This is a genomic window from Azospira sp. (assembly GCF_030247495.1).
Lineage (GTDB): Bacteria > Pseudomonadota > Gammaproteobacteria > Burkholderiales > Rhodocyclaceae > Azospira > Azospira oryzae.
In genome coordinates this window covers 424,455-439,681 of record NZ_JAOTRW010000003.1, presented here as the reverse complement: position 1 = coordinate 439,681, position 15,227 = coordinate 424,455, and the positions used below count along the sequence as shown (strand labels likewise).

At 64.8% G+C, this 15,227-nt stretch carries 11 protein-coding genes and 1 tRNA gene; 5 read left to right on the top strand and 7 right to left on the bottom strand.

Features of this window, described 5'->3' with window-relative positions:
- Window positions 1-132: 132 nt before the first annotated feature.
- From lon to OEL49_RS05445, 5 genes are all read right to left on the bottom strand, one after another.
- Window positions 133-2,550, bottom strand: coding sequence for an endopeptidase La (gene lon, locus OEL49_RS05465; RefSeq protein WP_152089383.1), 2,418 nt, complete (start codon window positions 2,548-2,550; stop codon window positions 133-135).
- Between the two features lie 114 nt (window positions 2,551-2,664).
- Complete coding sequence (clpX, locus tag OEL49_RS05460; protein WP_014237256.1) at window positions 2,665-3,939, bottom strand: ATP-dependent Clp protease ATP-binding subunit ClpX; 1,275 nt, start codon at window positions 3,937-3,939, stop codon at window positions 2,665-2,667.
- Between the two features lie 15 nt (window positions 3,940-3,954).
- Window positions 3,955-4,596, bottom strand: coding sequence for an ATP-dependent Clp endopeptidase proteolytic subunit ClpP (clpP, locus tag OEL49_RS05455; RefSeq protein ID WP_014237255.1), 642 nt, complete (start codon window positions 4,594-4,596; stop codon window positions 3,955-3,957).
- 125 nt (window positions 4,597-4,721) lie between these two features.
- Window positions 4,722-6,026 (bottom strand): trigger factor, encoded by a 1,305-nt coding sequence (tig, locus tag OEL49_RS05450; RefSeq protein ID WP_014237254.1) that lies wholly within the window; start codon window positions 6,024-6,026, stop codon window positions 4,722-4,724.
- Window positions 6,027-6,072: 46 nt separating this feature from the next.
- Window positions 6,073-6,157, bottom strand: a tRNA-Leu gene (locus tag OEL49_RS05445).
- Between the two features lie 131 nt (window positions 6,158-6,288).
- On the opposite strand from OEL49_RS05445, the gene hpnC reads away from it, so the two are divergent.
- Genes hpnC through hpnE form a run of 3 tightly spaced genes read left to right on the top strand, consistent with a single transcriptional unit; the run spans window position 6,289 to window position 9,279 of the window.
- The gene (gene hpnC, locus OEL49_RS05440) at window positions 6,289-7,113 is read left to right on the top strand and encodes a squalene synthase HpnC (RefSeq protein WP_287874171.1); all 825 of its coding nucleotides are present in this window, start codon (window positions 6,289-6,291) and stop codon (window positions 7,111-7,113) included.
- A gap of 10 nt (window positions 7,114-7,123) precedes the next feature.
- On the top strand, window positions 7,124-7,957 hold the full coding sequence (hpnD, locus tag OEL49_RS05435) for a presqualene diphosphate synthase HpnD (RefSeq protein WP_287874170.1): 834 nt from the start codon (window positions 7,124-7,126) through the stop codon (window positions 7,955-7,957).
- Window positions 7,942-9,279 carry a hydroxysqualene dehydroxylase HpnE gene (gene hpnE, locus OEL49_RS05430; protein ID WP_287874169.1) on the top strand — a complete coding sequence of 446 codons (1,338 nt, stop codon included), beginning with the start codon at window positions 7,942-7,944 and terminating at the stop codon, window positions 9,277-9,279. Before hpnD ends, hpnE begins: the two co-directional genes overlap by 16 nt.
- Before the next feature lie 10 nt (window positions 9,280-9,289).
- Here the strand turns inward: hpnE and OEL49_RS05425 are convergent, their stop codons facing one another.
- Entirely contained in the window at window positions 9,290-9,844 is a 555-nt protein-coding gene (locus OEL49_RS05425) for a class I SAM-dependent methyltransferase (protein WP_287874168.1), read from the bottom strand.
- Window positions 9,845-10,160: 316 nt separating this feature from the next.
- On the opposite strand from OEL49_RS05425, the gene OEL49_RS05420 reads away from it, so the two are divergent.
- Entirely contained in the window at window positions 10,161-12,851 is a 2,691-nt protein-coding gene (locus tag OEL49_RS05420) for a bifunctional acetate--CoA ligase family protein/GNAT family N-acetyltransferase (protein ID WP_287874167.1), read from the top strand.
- 145 nt (window positions 12,852-12,996) lie between these two features.
- On the opposite strand, the gene OEL49_RS05415 is transcribed toward OEL49_RS05420, so the two are convergent.
- Window positions 12,997-13,188 (bottom strand): DUF3460 family protein, encoded by a 192-nt coding sequence (locus OEL49_RS05415; protein ID WP_014237248.1) that lies wholly within the window; start codon window positions 13,186-13,188, stop codon window positions 12,997-12,999.
- Window positions 13,189-13,514: 326 nt separating this feature from the next.
- Between OEL49_RS05415 and OEL49_RS05410 the strand changes: the two genes are divergently transcribed.
- Window positions 13,515-15,212: an AMP-binding protein gene (locus tag OEL49_RS05410; RefSeq protein ID WP_130458317.1), complete on the top strand. Its 1,698-nt coding sequence runs from the start codon at window positions 13,515-13,517 to the stop codon at window positions 15,210-15,212.
- The last annotated feature ends 15 nt before the right edge of the window (window positions 15,213-15,227 follow it).

Below are 15,227 nucleotides of genomic sequence, written 5' to 3'. Positions count from 1 at the left end.
AGGAAAGTCCTGCACGCACTTTTATAACAAGCCGGAAAACCTTGTGTCAAGCGGTTTCTAGCCGATTCGGGGGATATTCTGAGGGGGTGTTGCCATGCCGGAAGAATTGCATCCGGCATGGCAAAAATGGCATCAGTGGGTGATGACGCCGGAATTGGCGGAATCATCCGCCTGGGCGGCGACCGGCGCCGCTGCTTGATCTACAGCCGGCAGGGGCTCGGGCATGCGTTCCAGGGCGTGCTGCAGCACCTGGTCGATCCAGCGCACGGGAACGATCTCGATCTTGCCCTTGATGCTGTCCGGGATCTCGGCCAGATCCTTGACGTTCTCTTCCGGGATCAACGCCTTCTGCAGGCCGCCGCGCACCGCGGCCAGCAGCTTTTCCTTGAGACCGCCGATGGCCAGCACCTCGCCCCGCAGGGTGATTTCGCCGGTCATGGCCACGTCGCAACGCACCGGAATGCCGGTCAGCACGGACACCATCGCCGTGCAGATGCCAATGCCGGCGGAAGGACCGTCCTTGGGAATGGCGCCTTCGGGCAGGTGGATGTGAATGTCGGTCTTCTGGTAGAAGTCGTCCTTGATGCCGAGGGACTGGGCCCGCTGGCGCACCACGGAAACGGCCGCCTGGATGGACTCCTGCATTACCTCGCCGAGCTTGCCGGTCTTGATGGTATTGCCCTTGCCCGGCAGGGCGGCGGTTTCGATGGTGAGCAGTTCGCCGCCCACTTCGGTCCAGGCCAGACCGGTCACCTGACCCACCTGGTTTTCCTTTTCCGCCATGCCGAAGGTGTAACGGCGCACGCCGAGGAACTTGTCCAGATTGCGTGCCGTGACGGCCACCTTGGTCTGGCTCTTCTTCAGCAGCAGGGTCTTCACCACCTTGCGGCAGATCTTGGAGATTTCACGCTCCAGGCTGCGCACGCCGGCTTCCCGGGTGTAGTAGCGGATGATGTCGCGCAGGGCGCTTTCGGCCACGGCGATCTCGGTCTTCTTCAGACCGTTGTTCTTCATCTGCTTGGGCAACAGGTAACGCAGGGCGATGCTGACCTTCTCGTCTTCCGTGTAGCCGGAGAGGCGGATCAGCTCCATCCGGTCCAGCAGCGGGCCGGGGATGTTGAGGGTGTTGGCCGTCGCCACGAACATGACCTCGGACAGGTCGTATTCCACTTCGACATAGTGATCCACGAAGGTGGAGTTCTGCTCCGGGTCCAGCACCTCCAGCAGGGCGGAGGAAGGATCGCCGCGGAAGTCCATGCCCATCTTGTCCACCTCGTCGAGGAGGAACAGGGGGTTCTTCACCGCCACCTTGGTCATGTTCTGCAGAATCTTGCCCGGCATGGAACCGATGTAGGTACGGCGGTGGCCGCGAATCTCGGCCTCGTCCCGCACGCCGCCAAGACTCATGCGCACGAACTTGCGGTTGGTGGCCTGGGCAATGGACTGGCCGAGGGAGGTCTTGCCCACCCCGGGAGGCCCAACCAGGCACAGGATCGGCGCCTTGAGCTTGTCCACCCGCTGTTGCACGGCGAGATACTCGAGAATGCGTTCCTTGACCTTCTCCAGGCCCCAGTGGTCCTTGTCCAGGATCTTCTGGGCTTCGGCCAGATCCTTGGAGACCCGGGTCTTCTTCTTCCAGGGCAGCCCCACCAGGGTCTCGATGTAGTTACGCACCACGGTGGCTTCGGCCGACATGGGCGACATCAGCTTGAGCTTCTTCAGCTCGGACTGGGCCTTGGCGACGGCTTCCTTGGTCATGCCGGCAGCCTTGACCTTCTTTTCCATCTCTTCCAGGTCGGCCCACTCTTCGCCTTCGCCCAGTTCCTTCTGGATGGCCTTGACCTGTTCGTTCAGGTAGTACTCGCGCTGGCTCTTTTCCATCTGGCGCTTGACGCGGCCGCGGATGCGCTTCTCCACCTGCAGGATGTCGATCTCGGACTCGAGCTGGGTCAGCAGACGCTCGATGCGCCCCTTGATGTCGAACAGCTCGAGGATTTCCTGCTTCTGCTCGAGCTTGAGCGGCAGATGGGCAGCGATGGTGTCGGCCAGTCGGCCGGCCTCTTCGATGCCGGCAATGGAGGTGAGGATTTCCGGCGGAATCTTCTTGTTCAGTTTGACGTACTGGTCGAACTGGGCAATCACGGCCCGACGCATGGCCTCCACTTCATGGTTGGGGCCGTCTTCGCCGGCGATGGGCGTGGCGGTGGCGAAAAACATGGTCTGCTGGTTGTCCACCGCAGTGATGCGGGCGCGCTGGGTGCCTTCCACCAGCACCTTCACGGTACCGTCGGGCAGCTTCAGCATCTGCAGGATGTTGGCGACGCAACCGATCTCGTAGAGATCCTCGGGAGCGGGATCATCCTTGGCAGCGGACTTCTGGGCCACCAGCAGGATGCTCTTGCCGGCCTCCATGGCGGTTTCCAGGGCCTTGATGGACTTCGGGCGCCCCACGAACAGGGGAATGACCATGTGGGGGAAGACCACCACGTCCCGCAGGGGCAGCAAGGGCAGATCCACGGGCTCGGAAGGTAATAGGGTAATGCTGGACATGGTGAGTCCTTATGAAAAGCAATCACCCCTGAAGATAGGGGCGATGGAAGGATTCTTCAAGCCCGGGGAGTCACCAAATTTGGCGACTCCCCGGCTTGCAGGCAATGCGCGGGATCAGTTGGAGCCGGAAACCTTGGGCTGCTCGGCGTAGATGAGGATGGGCTTGGCTTCGCCGGAGATCATGCCTTCGTCGATCACCACCTTGGAGACATTGTCCATGCCCGGAAGTTCATACATGGTTTCCAGGAGCACGCCTTCCAGGATGGAACGCAGGCCCCGGGCGCCGGTCTTGCGCTCCAGCGCGCGGCGGGCGATGGCAGTGAGGGCCGCGGGACGCACTTCCAGTTCGGCACCTTCCATGGCGAAGAGCTTCTGGTACTGCTTGATCAGGGCGTTCTTCGGCTCGATCAGGATTTCCACCAGGGCAGCTTCGGACAGTTCGTCCAGGGTGGCGATCACCGGCAGGCGGCCGACGAACTCGGGAATCAGGCCGAACTTGATCAGGTCCTCGGGCTCCACGGTGCGCAGCACTTCGCCGACGGCCTTCTTGTCTTCCTTGCTCTTCACTTCGGCGCCGAAACCGATACCGCCGCGGGTGGAGCGGTTGCGGATGACCTTTTCCAGGCCATCGAAAGCGCCGCCGCAGATGAAGAGGATGTTGGCCGTATCCACCTGGACGAAGTCCTGGTTGGGATGCTTTCGCCCGCCCTGGGGCGGCACGCTGGCCACGGTACCTTCGATCAGCTTGAGCAGGGCCTGCTGCACGCCCTCGCCGGAAACGTCCCGGGTGATGGAGGGGTTGTCGGACTTGCGGGAAATCTTGTCGATTTCGTCGATGTAGACGATGCCCTGCTGGGCCTTCTCGACTTCGTAGTCGCACTTCTGCAGCAGCTTCTGGATGATGTTTTCCACATCCTCGCCGACGTAGCCGGCTTCGGTCAGGGTGGTGGCATCGGCCATGACGAAGGGCACGTTGAGCAGGCGGGCCAGGGTCTGGGCCAGCAGGGTCTTGCCGGAGCCGGTGGGACCGATCAGCAGGATGTTGCTCTTGGCCAGTTCCACGTCATCGGCGCTCTTGCCCTGATGGCGCAGGCGCTTGTAGTGGTTGTACACGGCCACGGAGAGGATTTTCTTCGCCACTTCCTGGCCGATCACGTACTGGTCCAGGATACTGCAGATTTCCTTCGGCGTCGGCAGGTCGTCCTTGCCGCCCTTGCCGCCGACGTCACCGGCGATCTCGTCGCGGATGATGTCGTTGCACAGCTCGATGCACTCGTCGCAAATGAACACGGACGGTCCGGCGATGAGCTTCTTCACCTCATGCTGGCTCTTGCCGCAGAAGGAGCAATAAAGCAGCTTTTCGGCGCTGCCGCTTTTCTTTTCCGTCATATGTCGTCCCCTGCCTTATTTTGCTTCCTGGGCGTCGGCACGGCTGCTCAGAACCTTGTCGATCAGGCCGTATTCCATGGCTTCGGCTGCAGAAAGGAAGTTGTCGCGATCCGTATCCTTCTCGATACGATCCACGGGCTGGCCGCTGTGCTTGGCCATGATCTCGTTCAACTTGGCACGCAGGGAGAGAATTTCCTTGGCGTGGATTTCGATGTCGGAGGCCTGGCCCTGGAAACCGCCCATGGGCTGGTGAATCATGACACGGGAATTGGGCAGCGCAAAACGCTTGCCCTTGGCCCCGGCGTTGAGCAGGAAAGCGCCCATGGACGCAGCCTGGCCCATGCACAGGGTGGAGACGTCGGGCTTGATGAACTGCATGGTGTCGTAGATGGACAGGCCAGCGGTCACGGAACCACCCGGGGAATTGATGTAGAAGAAGATGTCCTTGTCGGGATTGTCTGCTTCCAGGAACAGCAACTGGGCCACCACCAGGTTGGCGGAGGCGTCGTTCACCGGCCCGACCAGGAACACGATGCGTTCCTTGAGCAGGCGGGAATAAATGTCAAAAGCCCGTTCACCGCGGCCGCTTTGCTCAACCACCATGGGGACCAGCCCCAGGGCTTGGGGATCCCACTGGCTGCCGTTATCGATCTTCATGCGCATCCTCTGTTTTTTGGTTGGGGGAGTCGAAGGTTTGGGACGTTGCGGTGACTTATTATGACGCAGGGGCCGCAAAAACTTGCAGCCCCCACGTTACTTCTTCTGCGGATGCGAAGCGCGTCTTAGGCGCGGCGACCCATCAGTTCGTCGAAGTCGGCGGTCTTGTCGGTAACCTTGGCCCGTTCCAGGACCCAGCTTACCACGTTATCTTCGACCACGACGGCCTCGACCTCGGCCAGACGCTGGGGCTGGGCGTAGTACCACTTCACCACTTCGTCCGGGTTTTCGTAGGACTGGGCAGCCTCTTCCACCATGGCCTTGATCTGCTCGGGCTTGGCGTACAGGTTTTCCACCTTCACCAGCTCGGCCAGCACCAGACCCAGGGTGACGCGGCGCTTGGCCTGCTCGCCGAACCACTCGGGCTTGACTGGCAGGTCCTTGCCCTTGAAGCCACGGGCTTCCATGTCAGCCTTGGCGGCCTGCATCAGACGCTCCACTTCGCCTTCAATGAGGGCGTTGGGCACGTCGATGGGGTTGGCCTTGAGCAGGGCTTCCATGACCTGATCCTTGGTCTGGGCCTGGATGCGCTTCTTCACTTCGCGACCCAGATTGGTCTGGATCTCGGCACGCATCTTCTCCACGTCGCCGTCGGCGATGCCCATCAGCTTGGCGAATTCGGCATCGACCTCGGGCAGCTTGGCGCCCTGGACTTCCTTGACGGTGATCTCGAACTGCACGGACTGGCCGGCCAGGTCCTTGGAGAAGTAGTCAGCCGGGAAGGTCATGTCGAAGGTCTTGGACTCGCCAGCCTTGAGGCCTTCCACGTTGTTCTCGAAATCGGCCAGCATCATGCCTTCGCCCAGGACGAAGGGGTAATCGGTGGCCTGGCCGCCCTGGAAGGCAACGCCGTCCTTCTTGCCCAGGAAATCGATGACCACGCGGTCGCCCTTGGCGGCGGCGCGATCGGCCTTGTCGAAGGTGACGCGCTGCTTGCGCAGGATGTCCAGGGTCTTGTCCACTTCGGCAGCGCCGACTTCGAAGGACAGGCGCTCCACGTCGGTGGTGGAAACGTCGCCCAGGGTGATTTCGGGATAAACCTCGAAAATGGCGGAGAATTCCAGCTGGGTGTCGCTCTCGGTCTTCTTGGCCTCGATGCGGGGATAGCCGGCCACACGCAGCTTCTGGGCGGTCACGGCTTCGCCGAAGGCCTTGTCCACAGCGTCGGCCAGGGCTTCGTGGCGGGCCTGGGCACCGTACTGCTGCTTGACCATGTTGAACGGCACCTTGCCGGGACGGAAGCCGGGCAGCTTGACGCTCTTGCCCATGCGCTTCAGACGCTCGTCCACGTCCTTATCCAGATCGGCGATGGCAACGGCGATATCCAGGCGACGTTCCAGGGCGCTGGAGACTTGGGAATTCTCTTGCATGCGTTTTCCTTAGTGACAACAAGGGCAGCCTAGGCCGCCCGATCCGTGGTGCGAGAGAAGGGACTCGAACCCCCACGCCTTGCGGCGCTGGAACCTAAATCCAGTGCGTCTACCAATTCCGCCACTCTCGCGCAAACGAGCTATTTTACCCGAGTTGCCTCTATACTGTAAGCCTTGCCCCACGCCGCGAATCCGCGGGGGCCGCAACCGCCAGAGACGACGCCGGCCTGGCCCGGCAAGCGTCCGCCACGACCGCATGCCCATGCCCGTCGATCACTACGAAAATTTCCCTGTTGCCTCCATCCTCCTGCCCCGGCACCTGCGCCGCCCGGTGGAAGTCATCTACCGTTTCGCCCGCAGCGCTGACGACATCGCCGACGAGGGCGAGGCCGGCGATGCCGAGCGCCTGCAGGCCCTGGCGGCCTACGGCGCCGAACTGGAGCGCATCGAGGCCGGCATCACCCCGGAAACGCCCCTGTTCCAGGACCTGGCCCCCATCCTGGTGGCCCACGACCTGCCCCTGCAGCCTTTCCACGACCTGCTCTCGGCCTTCGCCCAGGACGTCACGGTCAAGCGCTACGCCGATTACCCCGCCCTGCTCGACTACTGCCGCCGCTCCGCCAACCCGGTGGGGCGCATCATGCTGCACCTGTTCGAAGCCGCCACGCCGGAAAACCTGGCCCGCTCGGACGCCATCTGCACCGCCCTGCAGCTGATCAACTTCTGGCAGGACGTGGCCGTGGACTGGGAAAAGCAGCGGGTCTACCTGCCCCAGGAGGACCTGCTGCGCTTCGGCCTCGACGAAGAAGCCATCGCCGCCGGACAGGTCGACGAGGCCTGGTGCGCCCTCATGGATTTCCAGGTGCAGCGGGCCCGCCAGCTGATGCTGGACGGCGCCCCCCTGGCCCTGGACCTGCCCGGCCGTTTCGGTTGGGAAATACGCCTGACGGTGGAAGGGGGCCTGCGCATCCTGGAAAAAATCGGGCAGGTAGGGGGCGACGTTTTCCGCCGGCGCCCCCGCCTCGGCGGCGGCGACTGGTTGCTCCTGGCCTGTCGTGCCGCCCTCTTCCGCCACGGATGCCGCTAGAATCCCGCCCATGAATCCCCACGACTACTGCCAGCAGAAGGCAGCCGCCAGCGGCTCCTCCTTCACCATCAGCTTCACCCTCCTGCCCCGGGAGAAGAAACAGGCCATGACCGCCCTCTACGCCTTCTGCCGGGAGGTGGACGACGTGGTGGACGAAGTCGAGGACCCCCAGGTGGCGGCGATCAAGCTGGCCTGGTGGCGTCAGGAGGTGGAGCGGCTCTACGACGGCACGCCCCAGCACCCGGTGGCCCAGGCCCTGGCCGAGGTGATCAAGACCATTCCCCTGGACAAGGAACTGCTGCTGGAAATCATCGACGGCATGGAAATGGACCTGACCCAGGCCCGCTACGCCGACTTCAAATCCCTGCAGCTCTACTGCTACCGGGTCGCCAGCGTGGTGGGCCTGCTCTCCGCCGAAATCTTCGGCATGACGCAAAGGGCCACGCGCAAGTACGCCCACGACCTGGGCATGGCCTTCCAGCTCACCAACATCATCCGCGACGTGGGCGAGGACGCTCGCCGCGGCCGCATCTACCTGCCCATGGACGAACTGCAGCGCTTCAACGTGCCGGCGGCGGACATCCTCAACAGCCGCCCGACGGAAGCCTTCGCCGCCCTCATGCAGTTCCAGATCGAACGGGCCCGCGGCTTCTACGAGCAGGCCTTCGCTGCCCTGCCGGCGGCGGACCGCCGCCAGCAGAAGCCGGGGCTAGTGATGGCGGCCATCTACCGCAGCCTGCTGGAAGAAATCGCCGCCGAGCCCGGGCTGGTCCTCACCCACCGCATTTCCATTCCGCCCGGACGCAAGGCCTGGCTGGCTCTCAAGGCGTGGATCAAGGGCTGACGCCGCCCGACACCGGGGCACCGGCCCGGGTCGCCATTGTCGGCGCCGGCTGGGCCGGCCTGGCCTGCGCCGTGGCCCTGGTCCGCCAGGGCATCCCCGTCAGCATCTTCGAATCGGCGCGCCAGCCGGGCGGTCGCGCCCGCCTGGTCCAGGTCGAAGGCCTGGCCCTGGACAACGGCCCCCACCTGCTCATCGGCGCCTACGGCGCCACCCTGGAACTGATGGGCCAGATCGGCAGCACCGGGCACCTGCGCCGGGCGCCCCTGGCCCTGCTGACGCCGCCCCACTTCAACCTGCGCCTGCCGCGCCTGCCCGCCCCCCTGCACCTGGCCTGGGGCCTGCTCACGGCCAAAGGCGTCGGCCTGGGCGAGAAGTTCGCCGCCGCCCGCTTCATGCAAGCCCTCAAGGCCGGCGATTACCGGCTGCCCGCCGACTGCAGCGTCAGCGAACTGCTGCAACGGCACCGCCAGGGCCCCCGGTTGACCCGCTTCCTGTGGGAACCCCTGTGCCTGGCCGCCCTCAACACCCCGGCCGCTGCCGCCTCGGCCCAGGTCTTCGCCAACGTCCTGCGCGACAGCCTGGGTGGCCCGGGAGGCGCGACGGACATGCTCCTGCCGACCACCCACCTGGGGAACCTCGTCCCTGAACCCGCTGCAGCCTGGCTGGCTGAAAAAGGCCAGCCGGTGCACCTCTCCAGCCGGGTACGCCGCATTTCGGCCAGCGGCGCGGGTTGGCGACTGGAGTGGGAAAACGAAGGGCAGACGGGCAGTGCCGAATTCAGCCAGGTGGTGCTGGCCACCGCCCCCCAGCACGGCGCCGCCCTGCTGCCGCCGGCACCGGCCCTGGACGCCCTGCGCCGGCAACTGGCCGCCTTCGCCTACGAGCCCATCGCCACGGTGTATCTGCAGTACGACGCAGACGTAACCCTGCCCTTCCCCCTGCTGGGCCTGGCCGGACCCATCGGCCAATGGGTCTTCGACCGGGGCCCCCTCGACGGCCACCGGGGCCTGCTGGCCTGTGTCCTCAGCGCCCACGGTCCCTGGCAAGCGCTGGCCCCCGAGGCCCTGGCCCAGGCCCTGCACCGGGAGCTGGAAAGCGCCCTCGGCCGCCCCCTGGCGCCACCCCGCTGGCAGCGCACCATCCGGGAGGCCCGGGCCACCTTCGCCTGCCGGCCAGATCTGGACCGCCCCGCCAACGCCACGCCCCTGCCCGGCCTGTGGCTGGCCGGCGACTACACCGCCGGCGACTATCCGGCCACCCTGGAAGGGGCCGTGCGCAGCGGCCATACGGCCGCCCGCCTGATCGCCGCCAACCTGGCTTGAGCGCCCCGCCTCAGAGCCGGCCGGGAAGCCGGGGCAAGTTGCCCCGCACCGCACACAGGCGCTGTACCATGGCCGCTTTCGGCGCCTCCACCTCTCCCGCCTCGTAGGCAAGCACCTGCAGCCCCTGCTGCCGGCAGACCTCCAGCAACTCCCCCGGCTGCAGCAGGAAATCCGGTCGGCTCGGCTTGCCGAAACGCTCGTTGCCCGCCATGAAGGTCTCGTAGAGCAGCATCCCCCGGGGCGCCAGGGCTGCCGTCAGCAGGGGCCACAGGGGCCGGTGCAGATAGTTGGTGACGACGATGCCGTCAAAGCGGCGTCCGGCCAGGGGCCAGGGACCACCTTCCAGGTCCGCCGCCAGGGCTTCGATGCCCGGCAGCCCCGTCAGGGGGGCAATGGCCTCAGCATCCCGATCCACGGCCGTCACCGCCAGGCCCCGGGCCGCCAGCCAACGGGCATGGCGGCCACTGCCGCAGGCCAGATCCAGCACGCTGCTGCCGTCGGGCAGGAGGTCGGCAAAGCGGGTGATCCAGGAGGATGGCGGCAGGACGGAAACAGGGGCGGACATGGGAGCTCCGGACGAAGGCTGGGCAAAAGCCGGGAGCAAGGGCTCCGGCCAAATATGGTGCAATGCAACATGGCGTACGGGTGAAACAGGGCACGGCCGAATCAACCCCGGCAAGCGGCCGGAAATCGGCCCGACAGGCAGACTATAGGTTTAATTGTCACTTTCCTGACCTGGATCAAACGGCAACCGGGGGCTGCGGTTTTCCCCATGAGACACCTTCTGACTTTTGTGCTAGATTTTTGCGTCGCACAATATCAAACTGGAACTCGAATCAGCACCGGCCAAGCCGGGCTGGTCCAAAGCTCGGGGACAAGTCATGCACGAAGAAGAACACTACCTTACCAGCCTGTTCGAACCCAAGTCCGTCGCCGTCATCGGCGCCTCGGACCGGGAAAACTCCGTCGGCAACATCATCTACCGCAACATCGTGGCCGCCGGCTACAAGGGCCGCCTCTACCCGATCAACCCCAAGCACGACACCGTGCAGGGCGTGCAGGCCTACAAGTCCATCGAGGAAATCGGCGCCCGCGTCGACCTGGCCGTGATCGCCACCCAGGCCCGCACCGTGCCGGCCATCATCGAGCAATGCGGCCGCAGCGGCGTCAAGAACGTGGTGGTCATCACCGCCGGCTTCGCCGAGGCCGGCCACTCCGGTGCCGCCCTCGAACGCAAGATGGTGGAAATTGCCCGCAGCTACGGCGTGCGCATCCTGGGCCCCAACTGTCTCGGCCTGATCCGCCCGGTGCAGGGCCTCAACGCCACCTTCGCCAACATCTCCGCCAACCCGGGCAACCTGGCCCTGGTCTCCCAGTCCGGCGCCCTGTGCACCGCCATTCTCGACTGGGCCAAGGTCAATGACGTGGGCTTCTCCTCCGTCATTTCCACCGGCGGCTCCGCCGACATCGATTTCGGCGAGATTCTCGACTACCTGGTTTACGACAACCGCACCCACTACATCCTCATGTACGTGGAAGGCATCCGCAACGCCCGCCGCTTCATGAGCGCCATGCGTTCGGCCGCCCGCATCAAGCCCATCCTGCTGCTCAAGGCCGGCCGTTACGAATCCGGTTCCGTCGCCGCCCAGGTGCACTCGGGCATGGCCCTGGGCTCCGACGCGGTGTTCGACGCCGCCCTGAAGCGGGCCGGCGTGGTGCGGGTGCGCAACATCGGCCAGCTGTTCTACGCCGCCAAGGGCCTGGCCTCCAAGTTCCGCCCCGACGGCAACAAGCTGCTGATCATCACCAACGGCGGCGGCCCCGGCGCCATGGCCGCCGACCGGGCCGCCGAGCTGGGCATTCCCCTGGCCGACCTGTCCCAGTCCACCATCGCCTCCCTCAATGCGGTGCTTCCTCCCACCTGGTCCCACGCCAACCCCATCGACATCGTCGGCGATGCCACCCCGGAACGCTACCGGGACGCCATCCTGGCCGGCACCCAGGACCCGGAGGTGGACGGCATCCTGGTGATGCTGACGCCCCAGGCCATGACCCAGCCCGAGGAAGTGGCCAAGGCCGTGATCACCGCCAGCGAGACCTGTACCAAGCCCATCGTCGGCTGCTGGATGGGCGAACAGCAGACCTACCCGGCGCGCAAGATGCTGACCGAAGCCGGCATCCCCGCCTTCCGCATGCCGGAAACGGCGGTGGACCTGTTCTCCCACCTGTCCACCTACTACCGCAACCAGAAGCTGCTGCTGCAGACGCCGGAACCCATCTCCCGCCAGGCCAAGACCGCCACCGAAGGCGCCAAGATGCTGATCGAGGCGGTGCTGTCGGAACGGCGCAAGGTGCTCTCCGAAATGGAATCCAAGTCCGTGCTGCGGGCTTTCAAGATTCCCGTGGCCCAGACCATGGTGGCCCGCACTCCCACCGAGGCCCTGCTGCTGGCCGAGCAGATCGGCTTCCCGGTGGTGATGAAGGTGGATTCCCCCGACCTGCCGCGCAAGTCCGAAGTGGGCGGCGTGCGCCTCAACATCATCTCCGCCGCTGCCGTGCGCAATGCCTACCACGACATTCTCGACACCGTGGGCCGCAATGCTCCCAACGCCCGCATCAACGGCGTTTCCATCGAGCCCTTCGTGGCCCGTCCCAACGGCCGGGAACTGAAGGTGGGCGTGATCCGGGACCGGGTCTTCGGCCCCGTCATCACCTTCGGTGTCGGCGGTGCCGAGTGCGAGGTCTTCAACGACACCGCCGTGGCCCTGCCGCCCATGAACAGCTACCTGGTGGAAGACCTGATCCGTTCCACCCGGGCCGCCAAGATCCTGGGCGACTACCGCAACATGCCCGCCGCCAACATGGAAGCCCTGGAGGACGTGCTGCTGCGCATCTCCCAGATGGTGTGCGAACTGCCCTGGCTGCAGGAGCTGGACCTCAACCCCCTGATCGTCGATGAAAACGGTGCCATCGCCGCCGATGCCCGCATCGTCATCGACTTCGCCCCCTCATCCGGTGACCGCTATTCCCACATGGCCATCCACCCCTACCCGGCCCACCTGGTGGAGGACTGGGTCCTGCCCGACGGCCAGGTGGTGGTGATCCGCCCCATCCGTCCGGAAGATGCGGAAATGGAGAAAGAATTCGTCGCCCACCTGTCCGACGAATCCAAGTACTTCCGTTTCATGGACACCCTGCGGGAGCTGACCCAGTCCATGCTGGTGCGCTTCACCCAGATCGACTACGACCGGGAAATGGCCTTTGTCGCCGTCACCGAGGAGGACGGCAAGGAAGTCCAGGTGGGCGTCTCCCGCTTCGTCTCCAACCCGGACGGCGAGACGGTGGAATTCGCCCTGGCCGTGGCCGACGGCTGGCAGAAGCGCGGCGTCGGCCGCAAGCTGATGAGCGCCATCATCGAGTGTGCCCGGGCCAAAGGCTACCGGGCCGTGGTGGGCGATGTGCTGGCCCTCAACTCCAAGATGTTCAAGCTGATGACCAGCCTGGGCTTCACCATCCACCCCCACCCCGAAGATCCGGCCGTGAAGCGCGTCATCAAGCCCCTCACCGACTGATCCGCGCGGCGCCCCTCAAAAGGGGGCGGGGTCCGGGCCGGACCGCCACCAGGGACGGCCCCGGAAATCCCTGCCCTCGCCAACAAAGCAAAAGGGCCAGGCATGATGCCTGGCCCTTTTGCTTGGTATGGTTGCCGTAACCGGCTTACTTGCTGTTCACATCGTAGGGGTAGGACTTCTGGGCCACCTTGGCGGCCTTGAAGCCTTCCTGCTCTTCCTGGGGCAGTTCCTTGTCCCACCAGATGGCCCGGCCCTTGCGCTGGTCTTCCACCCACTCCGGGTTCTTAGCCAGCATTTCGCGCATGAATTTGGTGTGATCGGATTCGTACAGGGCCATGCCAGGGACTCCCAATGATTGGAGGGTTGAACGCAAGGCCCGGATTATAGCCCAACTCCCCGGAAATTCTGCTGCCGCCCCCGTAGGCCCGCCCCGCCTTGACACTGGCGATTTCATTACGTTAACGTCAACGTCAACGTCAATAAACAATATAAAACGCGTTACGCGATCCGGGCAGGGGGGAGTCGGGCCGTCGTCGGCCGCTTCTCGATCTCAGGACCACCTGACCACACAGGCCGGTCCGTTCTCCCTGTTCTGACGCGGGTTGTACCGGAGCAATCCGGCGTTGCCTTTTCACACTGAACGACAAAACAGAGGAGAACAAGTTGTCTGCTACTGAAGCCTTTCTCAAGGCCCGCGACTTCCTGCTGGCCCACCGCACCGACTACACCACCGCCTACAACGGCTTCCAGTGGCCCCAGCTGACCGAGTTCAACTGGGCCCTGGACCACTTCGATGTCATGGCCAAGGGCAACGACAAGCCCGCCCTGTGGATCGTCGAGGAAGACGGCACCGAGCACAAGATTTCCTTCGCCCAGATGTCCGCCCGTTCCAACCAGGTGGCCAACTGGCTCAAGGCCCAGGGCGTCAAGCGGGGCGACCGCATCCTGATGATGCTGGGCAACGAAGTGCCCCTGTGGGAAACCATGCTCGGCTGTATCAAGCTGGGCGCCGTGCTGATTCCCGCCACCACCCTGCTCACCCCCGAAGACCTGCGCGACCGCCTGGACCGGGGCCAGGTCAAGCACGTCATCATCGGCGCGGCCCACACCGACAAGTTCACCGACCTGGCAGGCGACTACACCCGCATCTGCGTCGGCGGCGAACCCGCCGGCTGGAAGTCCTTCAAGGACAGCCACACCACCTCCGCCGAGTACACCCCGGATGCCGCCACCAAGGTTTCCGACCCCCTGCTGCTTTATTTCACCTCCGGCACCACCTCCAAGCCCAAGCTGGTGCTGCACACCCACCAGAGCTACCCGGTGGGCCACCTGTCCACCATGTACTGGATCGGCCTGCAGCCCGGCGACATCCACCTCAACATTTCCTCGCCGGGCTGGGCCAAGCACGCCTGGAGCTGCTTCTTCGCCCCCTGGAATGCCGGCGCCTGCATCTTCCTCTACAACTACAGCCGCTTCTCCGCCAAGTCCATGCTCAATGTGCTGGAGAAGTACCAGGTCACCACCATGTGCGCTCCCCCCACCGTGTGGCGCATGATGATCCAGGAAGACCTGGCCGCCTATAAGGGCCGCCTGAAGATCCGCGAACTGATCGGTGCCGGCGAACCCCTCAACCCGGAAATCATCGAGCAGCTGCAGAACGCCTGGAACATCACCATCCGCGACGGTTTCGGCCAGACCGAAACCACCGCCGAGATCGGCAACACCCCGGGCCAGCCCCTCAAGCCCGGCTCCATGGGCCGCCCCCTGCCGGGCTACCAGGTGGTGCTGGTGGATAGCGAAGGCAACGAGGCCGCCGAGGGCGAGATTTCCCTCAAGCTCAACCCGCGCCCCCTGGGCCTGATGGTGGGCTACTCCGGCGACGCCGAGAAGACCGCCGAAGTGATGCGCGACGGGGTCTATCACACCGGCGACGTGGCCACCAAGGACGAGGACGGCTACATCACCTACGTGGGCCGGGCGGACGACGTGTTCAAGGCCTCCGACTACCGCATCTCCCCCTTCGAGTTGGAATCCGTGCTGATCGAGCACCCGGCCGTGGCCGAGGCGGCGGTGGTGCCCTCCCCCGATCCGGTACGTCTGGCCGTGCCCAAGGCCTACGTCATCCTGCGCAACGGCGAGAAGCCGTCCAAGGAACTGGCCAAGGACATCTTCGCCTTCCTGCGCGCCAACCTGGCTCCCTACAAGCGCATCCGCCGCCTGGAGTTCTCCGACCTGCCCAAGACCATCTCCGGCAAGATCCGGCGCGTCGAACTGCGGGCCAACGAGGCCAAGCGCCGCAATGCCAACGAAAAGGGCGAGTGGGAATTCTTCGAGGAAGACTTCCCCGACCTGAAGGGCTGAGCCCCCCGGCTACGG

Bases quoted from the DNA above. Each gene is read 5' to 3' on its own strand.
- OEL49_RS05415 (WP_014237248.1), bottom strand. From the start codon at position 13,188: ATGGCCCTGTACGAATCCGATCACACCAAATTCATGCGCGAAATGCTG.
- tig (WP_014237254.1), bottom strand. From the start codon at position 6,026: ATGCAAGAGAATTCCCAAGTCTCCAGCGCCCTGGAACGTCGCCTGGAT.
- clpP (WP_014237255.1), bottom strand. From the start codon at position 4,596: ATGAAGATCGATAACGGCAGCCAGTGGGATCCCCAAGCCCTGGGGCTG.
- hpnC (WP_287874171.1), top strand. From the start codon at position 6,289: ATGCCCGTCGATCACTACGAAAATTTCCCTGTTGCCTCCATCCTCCTG.
- OEL49_RS05420 (WP_287874167.1), top strand. From the start codon at position 10,161: ATGCACGAAGAAGAACACTACCTTACCAGCCTGTTCGAACCCAAGTCC.
- lon (WP_152089383.1), bottom strand. From the start codon at position 2,550: ATGTCCAGCATTACCCTATTACCTTCCGAGCCCGTGGATCTGCCCTTG.
- clpX (WP_014237256.1), bottom strand. From the start codon at position 3,939: ATGACGGAAAAGAAAAGCGGCAGCGCCGAAAAGCTGCTTTATTGCTCC.
- hpnD (WP_287874170.1), top strand. From the start codon at position 7,124: ATGAATCCCCACGACTACTGCCAGCAGAAGGCAGCCGCCAGCGGCTCC.
- OEL49_RS05425 (WP_287874168.1), bottom strand. From the start codon at position 9,844: ATGTCCGCCCCTGTTTCCGTCCTGCCGCCATCCTCCTGGATCACCCGC.